This window comes from Kribbella ginsengisoli (assembly GCF_039537185.1).
Lineage (GTDB): Bacteria > Actinomycetota > Actinomycetes > Propionibacteriales > Kribbellaceae > Kribbella > Kribbella koreensis.
The window spans coordinates 1182420-1197209 of the sequence record NZ_BAABAA010000002.1; the positions used below are offsets into that span (position 1 = coordinate 1182420).

Annotated in this window: 17 protein-coding genes and 1 pseudogene; 3 read left to right on the forward strand and 15 right to left on the reverse strand. The window is 68.8% G+C overall.

The annotated features are described in order from the left end of the window. Nucleotides 1-6: 6 nt before the first annotated feature. From ABD768_RS13085 to ABD768_RS13105, 5 genes are read right to left on the reverse strand one after another with little or no spacing between them, the layout of a single operon-like run. Entirely contained in the window at nt 7-765 is a 759-nt protein-coding gene (locus tag ABD768_RS13085; protein WP_343975466.1) for a type III pantothenate kinase, read from the reverse strand. Further along, nucleotides 765-1619 carry a carboxylating nicotinate-nucleotide diphosphorylase gene (nadC, locus tag ABD768_RS13090; RefSeq protein ID WP_343975464.1) on the reverse strand — a complete coding sequence of 285 codons (855 nt, stop codon included), beginning with the start codon at nt 1617-1619 and terminating at the stop codon, nt 765-767. The genes ABD768_RS13085 and nadC overlap by 1 nt, the downstream gene beginning before the upstream one ends. Further along, complete coding sequence (locus tag ABD768_RS13095) at nt 1619-3280, reverse strand: L-aspartate oxidase (protein ID WP_344840575.1); 1662 nt, start codon at nt 3278-3280, stop codon at nt 1619-1621. Before ABD768_RS13095 ends, nadC begins: the two co-directional genes overlap by 1 nt. Nucleotides 3281-3302: 22 nt before the next feature. After that, the gene (gene panC / locus ABD768_RS13100) at nt 3303-4130 is read right to left on the reverse strand and encodes a pantoate--beta-alanine ligase (protein WP_343975458.1); all 828 of its coding nucleotides are present in this window, start codon (nt 4128-4130) and stop codon (nt 3303-3305) included. Then, nucleotides 4127-4987: a Rossmann-like and DUF2520 domain-containing protein gene (locus tag ABD768_RS13105; RefSeq protein WP_343976831.1), complete on the reverse strand. Its 861-nt coding sequence runs from the start codon at nt 4985-4987 to the stop codon at nt 4127-4129. The genes panC and ABD768_RS13105 overlap by 4 nt, the downstream gene beginning before the upstream one ends. 123 nt (nt 4988-5110) lie before the next feature. Between ABD768_RS13105 and ABD768_RS13110 the strand changes: the two genes are divergently transcribed. Both ABD768_RS13110 and ABD768_RS43105 read left to right on the forward strand, forming a co-directional pair. Beyond that, nucleotides 5111-5689: a 2'-5' RNA ligase family protein gene (locus ABD768_RS13110; protein ID WP_344840577.1), complete on the forward strand. Its 579-nt coding sequence runs from the start codon at nt 5111-5113 to the stop codon at nt 5687-5689. Between the two features lie 224 nt (nt 5690-5913). Next, nucleotides 5914-6414 (forward strand): annotated as a pseudogene (locus ABD768_RS43105) (SAM-dependent methyltransferase); the annotation flags it as partial. Nucleotides 6415-6515: 101 nt separating this feature from the next. Here ABD768_RS43105 and ABD768_RS13120 read toward each other — a convergent pair. Both ABD768_RS13120 and ABD768_RS13125 read right to left on the reverse strand, forming a co-directional pair. Beyond that, nucleotides 6516-7940: a PH domain-containing protein gene (locus tag ABD768_RS13120; RefSeq protein WP_425558419.1), complete on the reverse strand. Its 1425-nt coding sequence runs from the start codon at nt 7938-7940 to the stop codon at nt 6516-6518. Then, nucleotides 7937-8425, reverse strand: a complete 489-nt coding sequence (locus tag ABD768_RS13125; RefSeq protein ID WP_344840581.1) for a PH domain-containing protein — start codon at nt 8423-8425, stop codon at nt 7937-7939. Before ABD768_RS13125 ends, ABD768_RS13120 begins: the two co-directional genes overlap by 4 nt. A gap of 190 nt (nt 8426-8615) precedes the next feature. Between ABD768_RS13125 and ABD768_RS13130 the strand changes: the two genes are divergently transcribed. Beyond that, nucleotides 8616-9809, forward strand: a complete 1194-nt coding sequence (locus ABD768_RS13130; protein WP_343975447.1) for an NADH-quinone oxidoreductase subunit D — start codon at nt 8616-8618, stop codon at nt 9807-9809. A 44-nt stretch (nt 9810-9853) separates the two neighbouring features. Here ABD768_RS13130 and ABD768_RS13135 read toward each other — a convergent pair whose 3' ends face one another. From ABD768_RS13135 to ABD768_RS13170, 8 genes are all read right to left on the reverse strand, one after another. Continuing rightward, nucleotides 9854-10243, reverse strand: coding sequence for a hypothetical protein (locus ABD768_RS13135; protein ID WP_343975444.1), 390 nt, complete (start codon nt 10241-10243; stop codon nt 9854-9856). 38 nt (nt 10244-10281) lie between these two features. Continuing rightward, entirely contained in the window at nt 10282-10722 is a 441-nt protein-coding gene (locus ABD768_RS13140; RefSeq protein WP_343975441.1) for a hypothetical protein, read from the reverse strand. An 11-nt stretch (nt 10723-10733) separates the two neighbouring features. Beyond that, nucleotides 10734-11252 carry a DUF3180 domain-containing protein gene (locus tag ABD768_RS13145; RefSeq protein WP_343975438.1) on the reverse strand — a complete coding sequence of 173 codons (519 nt, stop codon included), beginning with the start codon at nt 11250-11252 and terminating at the stop codon, nt 10734-10736. Nucleotides 11253-11254: 2 nt separating this feature from the next. Beyond that, nucleotides 11255-11818, reverse strand: coding sequence for a 2-amino-4-hydroxy-6-hydroxymethyldihydropteridine diphosphokinase (gene folK / locus ABD768_RS13150; protein WP_343975435.1), 564 nt, complete (start codon nt 11816-11818; stop codon nt 11255-11257). Beyond that, nucleotides 11815-12219: a dihydroneopterin aldolase gene (gene folB, locus ABD768_RS13155; protein WP_344840585.1), complete on the reverse strand. Its 405-nt coding sequence runs from the start codon at nt 12217-12219 to the stop codon at nt 11815-11817. The genes folK and folB overlap by 4 nt, the downstream gene beginning before the upstream one ends. Beyond that, on the reverse strand, nt 12216-12677 hold the full coding sequence (locus tag ABD768_RS13160; RefSeq protein ID WP_343975429.1) for a nuclear transport factor 2 family protein: 462 nt from the start codon (nt 12675-12677) through the stop codon (nt 12216-12218). Before ABD768_RS13160 ends, folB begins: the two co-directional genes overlap by 4 nt. Next, entirely contained in the window at nt 12674-13471 is a 798-nt protein-coding gene (folP, locus tag ABD768_RS13165) for a dihydropteroate synthase (protein WP_343976828.1), read from the reverse strand. The genes ABD768_RS13160 and folP overlap by 4 nt, the downstream gene beginning before the upstream one ends. 141 nt (nt 13472-13612) lie before the next feature. Beyond that, nucleotides 13613-14761 (reverse strand): S1 family peptidase, encoded by a 1149-nt coding sequence (locus tag ABD768_RS13170; protein WP_343975427.1) that lies wholly within the window; start codon nt 14759-14761, stop codon nt 13613-13615. Nucleotides 14762-14790: the final 29 nt, after the last annotated feature.

Here is a 14790-nt window from a genome sequence, read left to right on the forward strand (position 1 = left end):
TAGCTCTCAGTGGTTGCGCGTGAAGGCCTGGTGCAGGCCGTGCAGGGTCAGGAAGGGCTCGTGGTGCTGGATCTGGCTCGACTCCCCGACGATCAGCGGTGCCAGGGCGCCCGTGGCGACCACGGTCACCTGGTCGAAGCCCTGCTCCGCGATGATCCGGGTGATCAGCCCGTCGACGAGCGACGCGAAGCCGAAGACGGCACCTGATTGCAGCGCTTCGACGGTGTTCTTGGCGACGACCGAGCGCGGCCGGACGAGCTCGATCCGGCGCAGTTGGGCCGCGGAGGCGCCGAGGGCGTCGACGGCGGTCTCGATCCCGGGCGCGATCGCCCCGCCGATGAAGGCGCCATTGGCGTTGACGACATCGACGGTGGTCGCGGTACCGAAGTCGGCGACGATGCAGGGAGCGCCGTACCGGTTGACGGCGGCCAGTGCGTTGGCGATGCGGTCGGTGCCGACCTCACGCGGGTTGTCGACGAGCACCGGCAGGCCGGTCTTCACACCGGGCTCGACGACGACGCTCGGTACTTCGTGGTAGTACCGAGCGACAACATCCCGCAACTCGTGCAGCACATGCGGTACTGCGGAACACACCGCCACCCCCGACACCGGGGACTCGCCGGCGAGCAGCCCTTCGAGCAGGACGGCCCACTCGTCCGCAGTACGGCGTGGATCCGTCCCCACCCACCAGTGGCGCTTGACCGTGCCCTCGAAGATCAGGCCGACCAGAGTCCTGGTGTTCTCAACGGCAACGGCGAGCAACATCAGGCAGCCTGAAGATCCATCGCGATGTCCAGCACGGGGGCCGAATGGGTCAGTGCGCCGACCGCGAGGAAGTCGACGCCGGTCTCGGCGACCTCGCGAGCCACCTCGAGCGTCAGCCCGCCCGACGCCTCGAGACGAGCCCGGCCGGCTACCTTCTCGACGGCCTCACGTAGTACCGCGATCGGCATGTTGTCGAGCAGGACCAGCTCGGCCCCGGACTCCACCGCGATGATCGCGTCCTCGACGGTGTCCACCTCGACCTCGACGGACAGATCCGGATAGGCCTTGCGGACCAGCCGGAACGCTTCAGCGACCCCGCCGGCGGCGATCACGTGGTTATCTTTGATCAGAGCTGCGTCCGACAACGCCATCCGGTGGTTCTGCCCGCCGCCGCAGCGGACCGCGTACTTCTCCAGCTGGCGCAGCAGCGGCATCGTCTTGCGGGTGTCCCGGATGATCGCCCCGGTGCCGGCAACGGCCTCGACCCAGCGACTGGTCAGCGTGGCCACACCCGAGAGGTGGCAGAGCAGGTTGAGCGCAGTGCGCTCGGCCGTGAGCAGCTGCCGGGTCTTGCCGCGCACGGTCATCAGCACCGCGCCCGCCTTGACCTGCGCGCCGTCCACGACGGAGTGCTCGATCTCGACCTCGTCCTTGCCCGCGATCAGCCGCACCACCAGTTCGGCGATCTCCAGGCCGGCCACGACACCGTCGGCCCGGGCCACGAACTCGGCGACCGAGACCTGGTCCGCCTCGACCGTGGCAGTGGTGGTCACGTCGACCCCGCCCGCCAGGTCCTCCTCGATGGTGGCCCGGACGAGGTCCTCGACCCATTGCTTGTCGAGCGTGTCATCCATTACTTGTTCCCCTCAGGTGCTGCTTGCGCCACGAACGTCGCGGCAGGCCGTGCCGAATCATCCTCGGCCGGCAGCGTCAGGTCCAGACTGCCCGACCAGTGCTCGTCGTCGCGATCCGGGTGGTCCTCCCGCCAGTGCGAGCCGCGGCTCTCCTCCCGGGTGGTCGCCGCCTCGATCAGCGCGGAGGCCACCGTGGCCAGGTTCGTCGCTTCCCAATCGGGAGTTCCAGGCTGCTCGGCCGGCTGCTCGATCAGCTTGGCGAGTCTGTCACCAGCCTCCGACAGTCCGCCAGCGCTTCTGATCACCCCGGCGCCGACGGTCATCACGCGCTGCAAGTCCGGTACTACGTCCGCCGCAACCAGCCCGGGAACGCGGTGATCGGGGGCCGGCTCACGTAGTACCGGCAAGTGCTCGGCAAGCGACGCAGCGATCCGCCGGGCGAAGACGAGACCTTCGAGAAGCGAATTGGAGGCGAGCCGGTTCGCACCGTGTACGCCGGTGCAGGCCACCTCGCCACAGGCGTACAACCCGGGGACCGAGGTCTGGCCGTGCAGATCCGTCCAGACCCCTCCGGACGAGTAGTGGCAGGCCGGCGCGACCGGGATCAGCTCGTGCACCGGGTCGATGCCGTGCGAGCGGCAGGAGGCGAGGATGGTCGGGAAGCGCACCCGCCACTTCTCGTCGCCGAAGCCGCGGGCGTCGAGGAACATGTGATCCTTGCCCGAGGCAAGCATCTGGCGCATGATCGCCTTCGCCACGACGTCGCGCGGGGCCAGGTCCGCCAGCTCGTGCTGACCTTGCATGAACCGCTTGCCCTCGTGGTCGACCAGGAACGCGCCCTCGCCGCGGACAGCCTCGGAGACCAACGGCTGCTGGCCTTTGGCGCCCTTGCCGAGCCACAGCACGGTCGGGTGGAACTGGATGAACTCGAGGTCGCGCACCTTCGCACCGGCCCGCAGGGCGAGCGCCATACCGTCACCGGTCGAAACACTGGGGTTGGTCGTCGCGGCGTACAGCTGGCCTAGTCCGCCCGAGGCGAGGATCACTGCGCGGCTGCGGATCGCGCCGACGCCGTCCAGCTGTCCCTCGCCCATGACGTGAAGCGTGACCCCGGCAACCGCGCCATCGTCAGAGAGCAGCAGGTCAAGTACCAGCGCGTGCTCGATGATCCGGATGTCCGGTGCCCGCTTCACCGCAGCGACCAGTGCGCGCTCGATCTCCGCACCGGTGGCGTCACCACCCGCATGCGCGATCCGGTTGCGGTGGTGGCCGCCCTCGCGGGTCAGTGACAGGCCTCCCCCGGCACCGGTGTCGAATACGGCTCCCAGGTCGATCAGGTCCCGTACTGCCTCCGGACCCTCGGTCACCAGCACCCGGACGGCCTCTGGGTCCGACAGCCCGGCCCCGGCGACCAGGGTGTCGTTCAAGTGGTCCTCTGGCGAGTCCTCCGGGCTGAGCGCCGCAGCGATCCCGCCCTGCGCCCACTGGGTCGACCCGGAGGCGACGACGTCCTTCGTCACCACCAGCACCGAACCGAGCTCACGAGCCCTCAGGGCGGCCGTCAGCCCCGCTATCCCCGAGCCGATCACCACCACGTCGACCGTGTCGGTCCAACCGGGTTCAGGCGCAGCCAACCGCTGCGGCACAGCAGGAGCAGTCATCCCGCGACGGTATCAATCGATTTCACCGGAGCGTGATGGAAATGTTGTCAATGAGACGAGTACTACCTACGCGGGCCGCTATGAGCATGCGGGCCTCACCGGGGCCGATCACTGGGCCCAGGTCTGGTGCCCTGAGCGCTAGATAGTCGATCTGCACCGACGGGACCGCCTCCAGCTCGGCATGAGCAGCAGCCAGTACTGCGTCCGGCCCGTTCATCCCGGCCTTCGCACCGGCGGTCAGGGCGCGGTACAGGACCAGTGCCTCGTCACGCTCGGTCTCGTCCAGGTAGCGGTTGCGTGAGGACAGCGCTAGTCCGTCAGGCTCGCGCACGGTCTGCACCGGTACGACATCCACGTCCATGTCGAGGTCGCAGACCATCTCGCGGATCAGCGTGAGCTGCTGGTAGTCCTTCTCGCCGAACAGCGCCAGGTCGGGCGAGGTCAGGTGCAGCATCTTCGACACCACCGTCAGCACCCCGGTGAAGTGCCCCGGCCGGACCTGTCCCTCGAGCTCGTCGGCCAGCGGGCCGGGATGCACGGTGATGGACGGCTCGTTCGGGTAGAGCTCGTCGCGGGACGGGTTGAAGACCAGGTCGACGCCCTCGTTCTTGGCGATCGCCAGGTCGCTGGCCAGCGTCCGCGGGTACCGGTCGAAGTCCTCGGACGGCCCGAACTGCAAGGGATTCACGAAGATCGTCAGCACCACGCTGCCGTCCGGACCAACCCGTTCCCGGGCCTCGGCGAGCAACGCCGCGTGGCCCTCGTGCAGCGCGCCCATCGTCATCACGACCGCCCGCGGCCGGATCGCCGCCGCCGCTCGCAGCTCGGCCTTGGTCTGGGTGAGTCTCACCGTGGTGCCTCCCCTGTTCGATCCCGCTCAAGCACCTCTGCTCGTTGCAGTACTTCGTAGAACCGATCGGCCGTACTGCGCTCCAGCCGGCCGTCCGCCGTCGCCAGGTCCACCGTCGCCCGGGCCAGCTCGGCGTACGTGCTCGCGGTGCGCCCCCTGAGTACCGCCAAGTGGGCTGCCACCGTCTCGACGTCGCCGCGCGCTATCGGCCCGGTGAGCGCATCATGACCGGAGCGCAGCGTGTTGTCGAGAGTTGCGGTCAGCAAGGGTCGCAGTGTCGCGGCCGGGTCGGTGATACCGGCGTCTCGTAGTACTGCGAAAGCCTGTGCGAGCAGAGTGGTCAGGTGGTTGGCGCCGTGCACCAGACCCGCGTGGTAGCGGGCGCGCTGGTCCTCGGCGACCCACTGGAGATCAGCGCCCAGCGCCTTCACCAGTCGCTCCACAACCGGCTTTGCCCTTTCGGGCGCAGTTGCGGTGAAGGTGATGGCGCTGAGGTCGGGGCGGTCGCCAGTGAAGGTCATGGGCGGGTGCAGCGCTACAGGGATCGCCACTGTCGGCTGCAGGACGGATAGGCCGTGTGCGCCGGACAGATGGACGACGTACTGCTCTGCTGTCAGCGGGAGACTCTGGGCGACCTCACTGATCGCACTGTCCGGTACGGCGACGAGCACGACGTCCGCGCGAGCCGTCACCTCCGCGGGCGACAGGATCGGGACGTCCGGAAGGAGCCTCGCGGCGCGATCCAGCGATGCCTGCGAGCGTGCTGTGACCCCGGTGACGGGATGTCCGACGGACGCCAGGGCTGCTCCCAAGGCGGCGCCGGCCCGGCCGGAGCCGATGATGCCGATGCGTTCCATGTCCACTCTCGTACGTTCCAGTCCTCTGCCGAGGTACCAGACGAATTGATGCGGTTCAGGACAGCGTAGTGCTCATTTGTGGGGTTGGGTCGAGTGTTAAGTCACAGGTGGGACTATTGGCCGGTGAGTGGACAACCTGACCCCTGGGCGGCGCGGACAGGACTTACTGCGATCTTGATCGCAGTACCCGAGCTGACCGAGTTCACCGACCGGTGGCGCTCGGTCTCCTTCTCCTCGGCGCGGCCAACAGCCGCCCTCACCGAACTGGTCCCGCCGCATGTGACGGTGCTCGTGCCCTGGTTGCAGGACCCGTCCCCTGAGGACGTACAGCGGCTGCAGGACGCAGTCGTCGACATCGAGCCGTTCGACCTGTGTTTCAAGACGGCCGGGCAGTTCCCCAACGGCACGACCTGGCTCCGCCCCGAGCCCTTCGACCAGGTTCACGACCTGGTGGCGACCGTACTGGCCGCCTTCCCCGAGTGCCCGCCCTATGGTGGCCAGTTCCCGGAACCGCATCCCCACCTGACGATCTCCTCGTCGGACCGGGGCGGCCCCGGCCTGGTCGCCGAGGCACAGGCTGCCCTTGAGGCTGAGGAGGTCCCGGCGGTCCGACTGGACGACCTCACCATCTGGCGCGAAGGCGACGACGGCATCTGGCAGCTCACCGGCTCAGTACCGCTGGGCGGGGATCCTGCGCTGTGAGGTTCCGCGAGGCCTGGCAGGCGGCCCTCTACGGCCCCACCGGCTTCTACCGCCGTGAACGCCCCGCCGCGCACTTCCGCACCTCGGTGCACGCCTCACCCCTCTTCGGCCAGGCAGTAGCCCGACTGGCCGAGCAGATCGGCGCGACGCAGGTGACCGACATCGGTGCCGGCGAAGGCGAACTAGGCCGCGTACTACGAGCCGCCAGCCTCACCGTGGTCGACGTGGAGCTGGAGGACGACCTACCGCCCCGCCTCACCGGACTCGTGATCGCCAACGAGTGGCTGGACAACATCCCGTGCGAGGTCGCCGAGCTGGACGACGCCGGAGTGCCCCGGTACCTACTGGCCGACCAGACCCTGGGCGATGTTGTCGAAGGCAACGACCTGGCCTGGCTGGAGAAGTGGTGGCCACTCGGCGAGGTGCAGCTGGCCGGTGGAGTGAGCGAGATGGGCGCGCCGGGTGACCGAGCCGAGATCGGCCTCACCCGCGACGAGGCCTGGGCCGACGTGGTAAGCCGTCTGGACGACGGTATCGCCCTCGCGATCGACTACGGCCACGTCCTGCGGCCGGAGGACGCCTCCCGGGGCGGGCGACACGGCATGCTGGCCGGGCGACCGCCGTACGGGACGCTGACCGGCTTCCGCGCCGGCCGCGAGTGCGAGGTCCTCCTTGACGGCTCCTGCGACATCACCGCCCACGTAGCCCTCGACTCCCTTGCTGCCGCGGTCGGCGGCGAGCTGACCACCCAGCGCGAGGCACTGCAGGCACTCGGCCTCTCAGCAGTGCGCCCCAGCCAGGAGCGAGCCCGCACCGACCCCCTGAGCTACCTCGCCGAGCTGTCGTCAGCAGGAGAAGCGGCCGAGTTGTTGAACCCGTCCGGCCTCGGCTCGTTCGGCTGGGTCTGGGCGGGCACCGAGTCTGCAATACGGCGTGCTTCTCGGGCCCTGATCGCCTGAGCCTGCACCAGCGCCGCAGCCTCCTCCTGGTCCCGGTGGAGCGCAATGGCGTCCGTCGGCCCCTCAGGGGTGTCCACGTGGACGTTGGCGAGCCGTAGACGCCGCTGGAGCGGTCCCTGGTGCAACCGGACCGACTGGGTCTTGTGGTGGAGCACGATCGACGTACGGCGGCTCACCCAACCCCGAGTGGTCACCAGTACCTGGTCGTCGAACCCGTAGGCCAGGTACCGCCAGCCGACCGGCCGCAGCCACTTCGCTCGCGACGGCGCCTGATGCATCGGCACAGCGGACAGGTTGAAGCCAGGCAGCACCCGTGCGAGCACTCCGATCACTTCCTGATGCGGACCGACCGGCAACAACTGAGAGCCCTCGTGCTCGTCCTCCCCGTCGCCCTTGGAACCGGCCACCCCAGCAATGTCCAGGTCGACCCGCGACCAGCCCAGCAGCCGCCAGATCAACGGCTCGGTGATCAGCAGGCCCTGCACGCGTCCCGGCGGCACTGTCTGCCGCTGTACGTCGAACAGGCCGCGCTTGGTACGCAGCCCCTCATGCGTCTCCGACAGCGTGAACCCGTGGTTGCCGACGACCTGCTTCCAGATCGGCTGCACGACACCGAGCAGCAGCGGCAGACCGGCGAACAGCCCGGCATGCGCATCCAGCACGGTGACAGACACGATCAGCACGACCAAACCACCGGCACTGGCGAGCACTGTCGACGACAGCAGGGTGGCACCGAGCAGGCGTCCGGTCGGGACGACCAGTAGCGGCTCGGGCTCGACCTCATCGGCCGGGTGCTGCTGGACGGCGTGCTCGCCCTTTGCCCGGACCAGCAGGGTCGCGCGCAGCTTCTGCGCCTCGTCGTACGTGAAGTAGCTCAGCCGGCCGTCGTTCTTGCCGCCGCCGGCCACATCCATCCGCAGCTCGGCCATCCCGAACAGCCGGGCGACGAACGGCTGCGCGACGTCGATGGTCTGGATCCGGTCGAACCGGATGATCCGGGTCCGCCGGAACAGGAAGCCGCTGTCGACCCGGATCGCGTCGCCGGTGAGCTGCCACTTGGTGAACCACCACGACAGCGCGCCGAGCAGGATGCCACCGACCAGGACCGCGCCCAGGCCGATCCCGGCGATCTTCAGGTTGGTCCGCAGGCCCTCGTTGTTGGCCATCGCGATCGCCGCGACGACGAAGTACCCCCAGCCCTTCACGAACGGCGTCAGCGGATGCAGCCGCGCGCCCATGACCTCCTCGGTCAGCTGCGGAGGTTGAGTCAGTTCCTGCGGCGGCTCGGTCACAGGCCCCACGCCTGGGCTTGGCCGAGCGCGGACAGGCGGTCACGCAACCGGCTCGCCTCGTCCGGATGCAGCCCGGGGATCTTCGCGTCGGTGGCCGGCGTCGCCGTGTGCAGCTCGACCGTTGCGATCCCGAACGACCGCTCCAGGGGACCAGCCGCGACATCCACGAACTGCATCCGCCCGTACGGCACCACGACCAGCTGGCGGAACATGATCCCGTGGCTGACCAGCAGCTCGTCCTCGCGCTCGGCGTACTTCCAGGACCGCTGGTTGCGCCCGATCAGCACCCACGCCCACAGGTAGGCCAGCAAGACGAGCACCACCGCCAGTACGCCGTACAGCCAGTCCAGCAGCATCCCGAGCAGCAGGAGTCCGGCGACGGCCAGTACGCCGAACATGATCGCCGCGCTGACCCGGCGTACCGCCGCAAGCTTGGGCGAGACCGGCGTCCAGCTGACATCCGAAGGAGCAAAGAGGTCGTCCACCCTCTAAGCCTGTCACGACAGTGTGCCGTGGGCGACGCAGCTTGAGCGATGTCGCCGTCCGGGTGCGTGCATCGGGGCGTTTGAGAAGGGTCCTCGATGCGGAGCATCGTGGATGCTTCTCAAAGGTCCCGAGGTGCGTGCCCGGGCGGGGACAGCGCCAAGCTGCGTCGCCCACGGCACACTAGGGGTCATGAGTACGGAACGCGTGGTGGGAATCGGGGCCGGTGCCGCTGCCTTCGAGCGGGGTGGGACCGATCCGGGGTCCGAGCTGCCGACCACCGACATGGTGCTCAACATCGGGCCGCAGCATCCCGCGACGCACGGCGTACTGCGGTTGCGGCTGACCCTGGACGGCGAGCGGATCGTCGGTTGCGAGCCGATCGTCGGCTACATGCACCGGGGCGCGGAGAAGCTGTTCGAGGTCCGTGACTACCGGCAGATCATCGTGCTCGCGAACCGGCACGACTGGCTGTCGGCGTTCTCCAACGAGCTCGGCGTGGTGCTCGCCGTGGAGCGGATGATGGGGCTGGAGGTCCCGGTCCGCGCGGTCTGGCTGCGGACCCTGCTGACCGAGTTGAACCGGATCCTCAACCACCTGATGTTCCTCGGCTCGTACCCGCTCGAGCTGGGCGCGATCACGCCGGTCTTCTACGCCTTCCGCGAGCGCGAGACGATCCAGGCCGTGATGGAGGAGCTGTCCGGCGGGCGGATGCACTACATGTTCAACCGGGTCGGCGGGCTGAAGGAGGACCTGCCCTACGGCTGGCTGGATCGGGCGGGGGCGGCGTCTTCCGCAGTACGGCGCCGGCTGCCCGACATCGAGAACCTTGTCCTGGGCAACGAGATCTTCCGGGCCCGGACGGTCGGGGTCGGCCGGCTCTCCCCGGAGCTGATCGCGGCGTACGGGGTCTCCGGCCCGATCGCGCGCGCCTCGGGAGTCGACGCCGACCTGCGCCGCGACGAGCCGTACCTGGCCTATGAGGAGCTCGCACGCGACGGCGTACTCCGCGTAGTCACCCGCACCGACGGTGACTGCTTCTCCCGCTTCTCCGTCCTGCTGGAACAGGTGAAAGTCTCCCTGGACCTAGTGGACGCCTGCCTCGACCGCCTCCGCACCATGCCGGCCGGCCCGGTCAACGTCCGCCTGCCCAAGATCCTCAAGGTCCCCGAAGGCCAGACCTACACCTGGACCGAGAACCCGCTGGGCATCAACGGCTACTACCTGGTCTCCCGCGGCGACAAAACCCCGTGGCGCCTCAAACTCCGCTCCGCCAGCTTCAACAACATCTCGGTCCTCCCCGAGATGCTCCCCGGCACCATCGTCGCCGACATGATCGCCATCCTCGGCAGCATGTTCTTCGTCGTCGGCGACATCGACAAGTAACCCGTACTCCGCCGCTGCCGCCGACGAAAACCCACCGCCGCCGATCAGCTCCGGCCGGTCCTCCGTCGCCAAGCAGCCGCGGCTGCGACCGCACCGATGGCCAGCAACCCAGCACCGGCCACCTGCCCGCCCTTCCGGGCGCAGCCGACGTTGGCGCAGTCGGGCGGTGTGTACGGCACCCCTGGGTTCAACTCATGCGTCTCGTCGGCCGACACATAGGCCGTAGTCGCCGGAAAGTCCCAACCCTCCGCACTCAGCAGCCGATACCAGTACGCGTCGTCCCAAGCTTTCGTCCGGCAGACCACGTTCACCGACGGCGACTGATACGGCGATGGGCCCAGATGCCCGATCGGCACGTGGTCCTGGTTGTAGACGGTGACCGTGCCTTGCGGGTCGTTCATCGTCACTGCCGGGAAATTCGCGTCCAACCCCATGAGTACCCCCTCCCCTTCCCAGCAGTATGGGAGGGAGGTCAGGAAGCTGCCAGGCCTCGCAGCTTGAGGTCGACGACGGTGGGGGCGTCGGCGTGGGAGTGCTTGTCGCCGGCGGCGACGACCGTGGCGACCTCTTCGTCGATCTTGTCGAGGCGCTGGTCGATGGTGTCGAGGCGGCGCTGCATCAGATCGACGAACTCGGCGTTCTCGACGACGCGGGCGCTGGTGATACGGGAGTACTCCTGGGCCACCTGGGCGCGTTCGTCGCTGTGCGCGAGGCGTTCGATCAGGAGCTGGTGGCGGGTCAGCACGGAGGCGCCGATCGCGACCGCGACGGCGGCCACGGCGGCGGCACGCAGGATCCACTGGTTCTGCGAGAACAGGGAGACGCTGACGCCGACGCAGATCATCACGAGCAGCACGTTGGCGACCACGAGAACCGTGGCCCTGGTACGACGGCGGCTACCCCTTGACCCCATGGACCGACATGTTAGGGGGTCTCGTCCGGGTCATCGGGGATCCGACACGCGCGTTCGAGCATCAATCCGGCCGTGACGACCAGCACAGAGATCACCGCCGCAGCACCGGCTGTGATCACACGGTTGCGCGGGCCCGAGGAGCTGACCGCGCCCAGGAAGGATAACGCGAACCCTGCGTAAACACCGCTACACAACGCGCCGACGAACGCGCTGGCTTTGCCGATCAGCAGCAGGAAGACCGCCCGCGACGCCTCGACCCGTTCGCGCCGGACCTGGATCCGCTGATGGGTGTTGCGGGCCGCGACGAACAGCAGCGCGGCCAGGAAGCTCCAGGCGACCAGCGTCAGCCAGGAGACCGTCGGCGCGACGCCGCCGCCGGACTCGATCGCCTTGACCAGGGTCCAGCCGATCGCCGCCCCGAGGACGACGATCGCGACCAGCAGCCGGCGCGACGTCGGCCGGACCGAGCCGGGGCGCGGCGGCTCCTTGCCCGCCCCCGGCGCCCGGTTCGGACCGGTACCGCCCGACACCACTACTGCAGCTCGATGGTGAGATCGTCGAGCTTCTTCACCCCGTCGCTGCCCACCTTGGCGAGCAGCTCGGCCACCGGGCCCACGCCGGGCAGGACCGCGTCGGGCTCGATGTCCAGCCAGGGCGCGAGCACGAAGGCGCGTTCGTGCGCACGCGGGTGCGGCACGGTCAGCTCCTCGGACTCGATCGTCTTCTTGCCGAAGGTGATCAGGTCGACGTCGAGAGTCCGGGGCGCACCAGGTGCCTCGTACTCACGGCCGAAGGCCTGCTCGACGGCATGCGCGCGGTCCAGCAACGTGTCGACCGACAAGGTGGTGTCGGCCAGCAGCACGATGTTCAGGTACGGGCCGGACTCCTCCGGGCCGATCGGCTGGGTCTCGTAGACCGGGGAAACGTCCACGACGACCACGTCCGGGGTGTCCCGCAGCGCGTCGACGCCGCCCTGCAGGTTGGCTTCCCGGTCTCCGAGATTGCTACCGAGCGACAGGATCACCTGCCGGATCGGCTTGAGGCCACCGCTCAGGGTGTCCGCGTCGATCACGTAGGGGCTAGGGGTCTCAGTCACGAGGATTCTCCGGCTCTGCGCTGCACGGTCAGGACAACGTCGTCGAACGGCACCGTGATCGGCGCCGAAGGTTTGTGGATGGTGACCGCGGCAGCCGTCACCCGCCGGTCGGCGAGGCACAGATCCGCGATCCGTTGTGCCAGTGTCTCAATCAGATCCACCGGGTCGCTCTCGATGGCCGCATGCACCTGCTCGGCCACCAGACCGTAGTTCACGGTGTCGGCGAGCTTGTCGGAGGCCGCCGCGGGCCGGGTGTCCAGCTCCAGCCGGACGTCCACGACGAATTCCTGCCCGTCGGCCCGCTCGTGCTCGAACACCCCGTGCCGGCCGAATCCACGGATGCCACGGATCTCGATCACGTCCGGCGGCCGCACCTCAAGGGGCAGCGCGGGACCGCTCACTCTGCCTCCTCTTGTCGACCCCCTGACGACAGTACCGGGGAGGCGTGGTGGATCCACAACCGCCAGCCGGAAGTCGTCTTGCGGAAGACGTTGGTGGCCAGTGCCTTGCCACCGGCGAAACCCTCTTCCGGCGCCCCTTCGCCGGACGACAGGACATTCTCCGTACACGTGACGTAGGCCACGTCTTCATCCACTCTTACCTGAACGTCGGTCAGGAAGAACTGGATGTACGGCGTATTGGCGAAGATCATCGCCCAGGCCCGCATCATCTCCGGATACCCGTAGATCGCCGCGTTGCCCGGATGGATACAGACTGGATCGGGTTCCGGCAGCCAGACCGCCGCCATCAGGTCCAGGTCGCCCGCCTCGAACGCGTTGTAGAACGCCGTGTTGGCGTTCAGCACCACGGACTCCGCGGTCGCGGTCCCCCGGCGCGTACCGTCCGGCTCTTCGCTCATACCGCTCCCCACCGGCGCGCCACCCGTACCGCATCCGCACTCGGCGCCACCGCGTGAGCCCGGACACACCAGGCTCCCGCCGCGGCGGCGAGGGCGGAGACGGCCGCGCTCGCGTCGTCTCGTCGTACGGCCGGTCTCGGCTCGCCGGTCTCCTCGTCGGCGAGCAGCCTACCCAGGAACGCCTTCCGCGAGGCACCGATCAGCAACGGCCTTTCCAGTACGCCGAACTCGCGCAGCCGCCGCAGCACCTCCCAGTTGTGGTCCGCGTTCTTCGCGAACCCGATCCCGGGGTCGACCGCGACCTGGTTCAGGTCCACTCCAGCCTCGCTGATCGCCTCCAGCCGCGCGGCCAGCTCGGCGATCACCTCGGCCACCACGTCCTGGTACTGCGCTCGCTCCTGCATCTGCGCCGAGTGCCCACGCCAATGCATACACACGTACGGCGTACTACGCTCCGCCACCAGGCCGAGCATGTCGGGGTCGGCCAGCCCGCCGGACACGTCGTTGACCATCACCGCACCGGCATCGAGCGCCAAAGCGGCCACGTCGGCACGCATCGTGTCGATCGAGATCAGCGCCCCCTCGGCGGCCAGCGTCTCGATCACGGGCAGCACCCGGCGGATCTCCTCGGCCGGCGCGGGCCGCTCGGCGCCCGGCCGGGTCGACTCACCGCCCACGTCGAGCAGGTCGGCGCCCTCGGCCATCAGCTCGCGGCCGTGCTTGATCGCGGCCGACGGCTCGAACCACTCACCGCCGTCGGAGAACGAGTCCGGGGTCACGTTGACGACGCCCATCACCAGACATCGATCCGGTCTGGGCAGGCCTTCGAGCTGATTCGGTGGGGCAGTTCGCACCCGACCACCGTAGTGGCCTTGCCCGAACTACCCCACCTAGGTACCAGGCCCCCATCGGCTCCGGGCTCCCGCCCGGGGCCGCTAACCCAGTACCAGCGAGGCGCCGCTAGCGGACAGCGCCTCACCGATCGGTTGTGAGTAGGACTCGTTCTGCTGTCCATGTTTGTCGAGGCACTGCCCGCTGATCAAGGCGGCGCCGCTGGTGATTCCCTGCGCGTAGTCACCGGTCATGTTGGCGCCGCCGGAGTCACCGGCCTCGACGCACGCGGTGTGCTCGATCAGTCCGCGGACGACTTTGTTGTTGCCGTAGTTGACGGTCACGTTGCGGGCGACGATCTTGCCGCAGGTCCAGCCGGTGCTCTTGCCGGACTTGCACAGGTCGGACCCGACCATCGCGTCCGCGGTGCCGCGGACCTGGACGTCGGTCGCGCCCCAGCGCTCGACCCGGCCCTGCTGGTCCCAGCCCTCGATCACGCTGACCGTGCCGAAGTCGTTGCCGGGGAAGCTGGAGCTGCGGGTGTTGCCGATGATGTAGCCGTTGCGGGAGAAGGACGGCTTGCCCGCCGTACAGTGCCCCGCGGTGACGAAGATCCGGCCGCCGTCGCTCGTGGTGGCGTTGAAGCCCAGGGAGCAGGTGTAGCCGGTGTTCTTGTCGACCTGGTAGCCGCCCAGGAGCCCGAACTGCTCGTCCGTGGTGGTGACGACGCCAGGGGTCCGGCGCACCGTCACCTTGCCGCCGTTGGCCTGTGCCTTGCGCAGGAACCGCTTGGTGATCGAGTCCCGGACGCCCTCGGGCACGGAGACGACGACGGTGCCGCTGATCGGATCGACGTACCAGGACTTGACCTGGCCCGCCGTCGAACTGGTCGCGAGGTGATCGAGTTGCTTCTGTACTGCGAAGAGCTGCTCGGCCGTGTAGCGGACGAGCTTGGGGATCGCTCCGGCCTGCCGGACGAGCGCCGCGGTCGCCTCGTCGGACACCGCGACCACCAGGGCCCCGGTGTCGTCGACGTAGCTGCCGATCGCGCGCGAGCCGAGCATGCCGTCGAGCGCCTGTGCCTGGTCCTGAATCTGCAGCAGCTGCTGGTCCGCCGTCGGGAGCTTGGCGGCTCCGACGGGGCCACCGGCCCGGTGCTGATCAGCCTGGGCGCCGTTCGCCGCGATCAGTCCGGCAGCCGTCAGTACGACGATCCCGGTGAGTGCGGCGCCGACCCGAAAACGCCCTGACATCCAATCCTCCTCACGCCGGCGCCCTGCAC

Coding starts and splice junctions, on each gene's coding strand:
- ABD768_RS13085 (WP_343975466.1), bottom strand. CDS start 765: ATGTTGCTCGCCGTTGCCGTTGAGAACACCAGGACTCTGGTCGGCCTG.
- ABD768_RS13140 (WP_343975441.1), bottom strand. CDS start 10,722: ATGGGGTCAAGGGGTAGCCGCCGTCGTACCAGGGCCACGGTTCTCGTG.
- ABD768_RS13130 (WP_343975447.1), top strand. CDS start 8,616: ATGAGTACGGAACGCGTGGTGGGAATCGGGGCCGGTGCCGCTGCCTTC.
- ABD768_RS13160 (WP_343975429.1), bottom strand. CDS start 12,677: ATGAGCGAAGAGCCGGACGGTACGCGCCGGGGGACCGCGACCGCGGAG.
- folP (WP_343976828.1), bottom strand. CDS start 13,471: ATGGGCGTCGTCAACGTGACCCCGGACTCGTTCTCCGACGGCGGTGAG.
- ABD768_RS13170 (WP_343975427.1), bottom strand. CDS start 14,761: ATGTCAGGGCGTTTTCGGGTCGGCGCCGCACTCACCGGGATCGTCGTA.
- ABD768_RS13105 (WP_343976831.1), bottom strand. CDS start 4,987: ATGGAACGCATCGGCATCATCGGCTCCGGCCGGGCCGGCGCCGCCTTG.
- ABD768_RS13095 (WP_344840575.1), bottom strand. CDS start 3,280: ATGACTGCTCCTGCTGTGCCGCAGCGGTTGGCTGCGCCTGAACCCGGT.
- ABD768_RS13135 (WP_343975444.1), bottom strand. CDS start 10,243: ATGGGGTTGGACGCGAATTTCCCGGCAGTGACGATGAACGACCCGCAA.
- nadC (WP_343975464.1), bottom strand. CDS start 1,619: ATGGATGACACGCTCGACAAGCAATGGGTCGAGGACCTCGTCCGGGCC.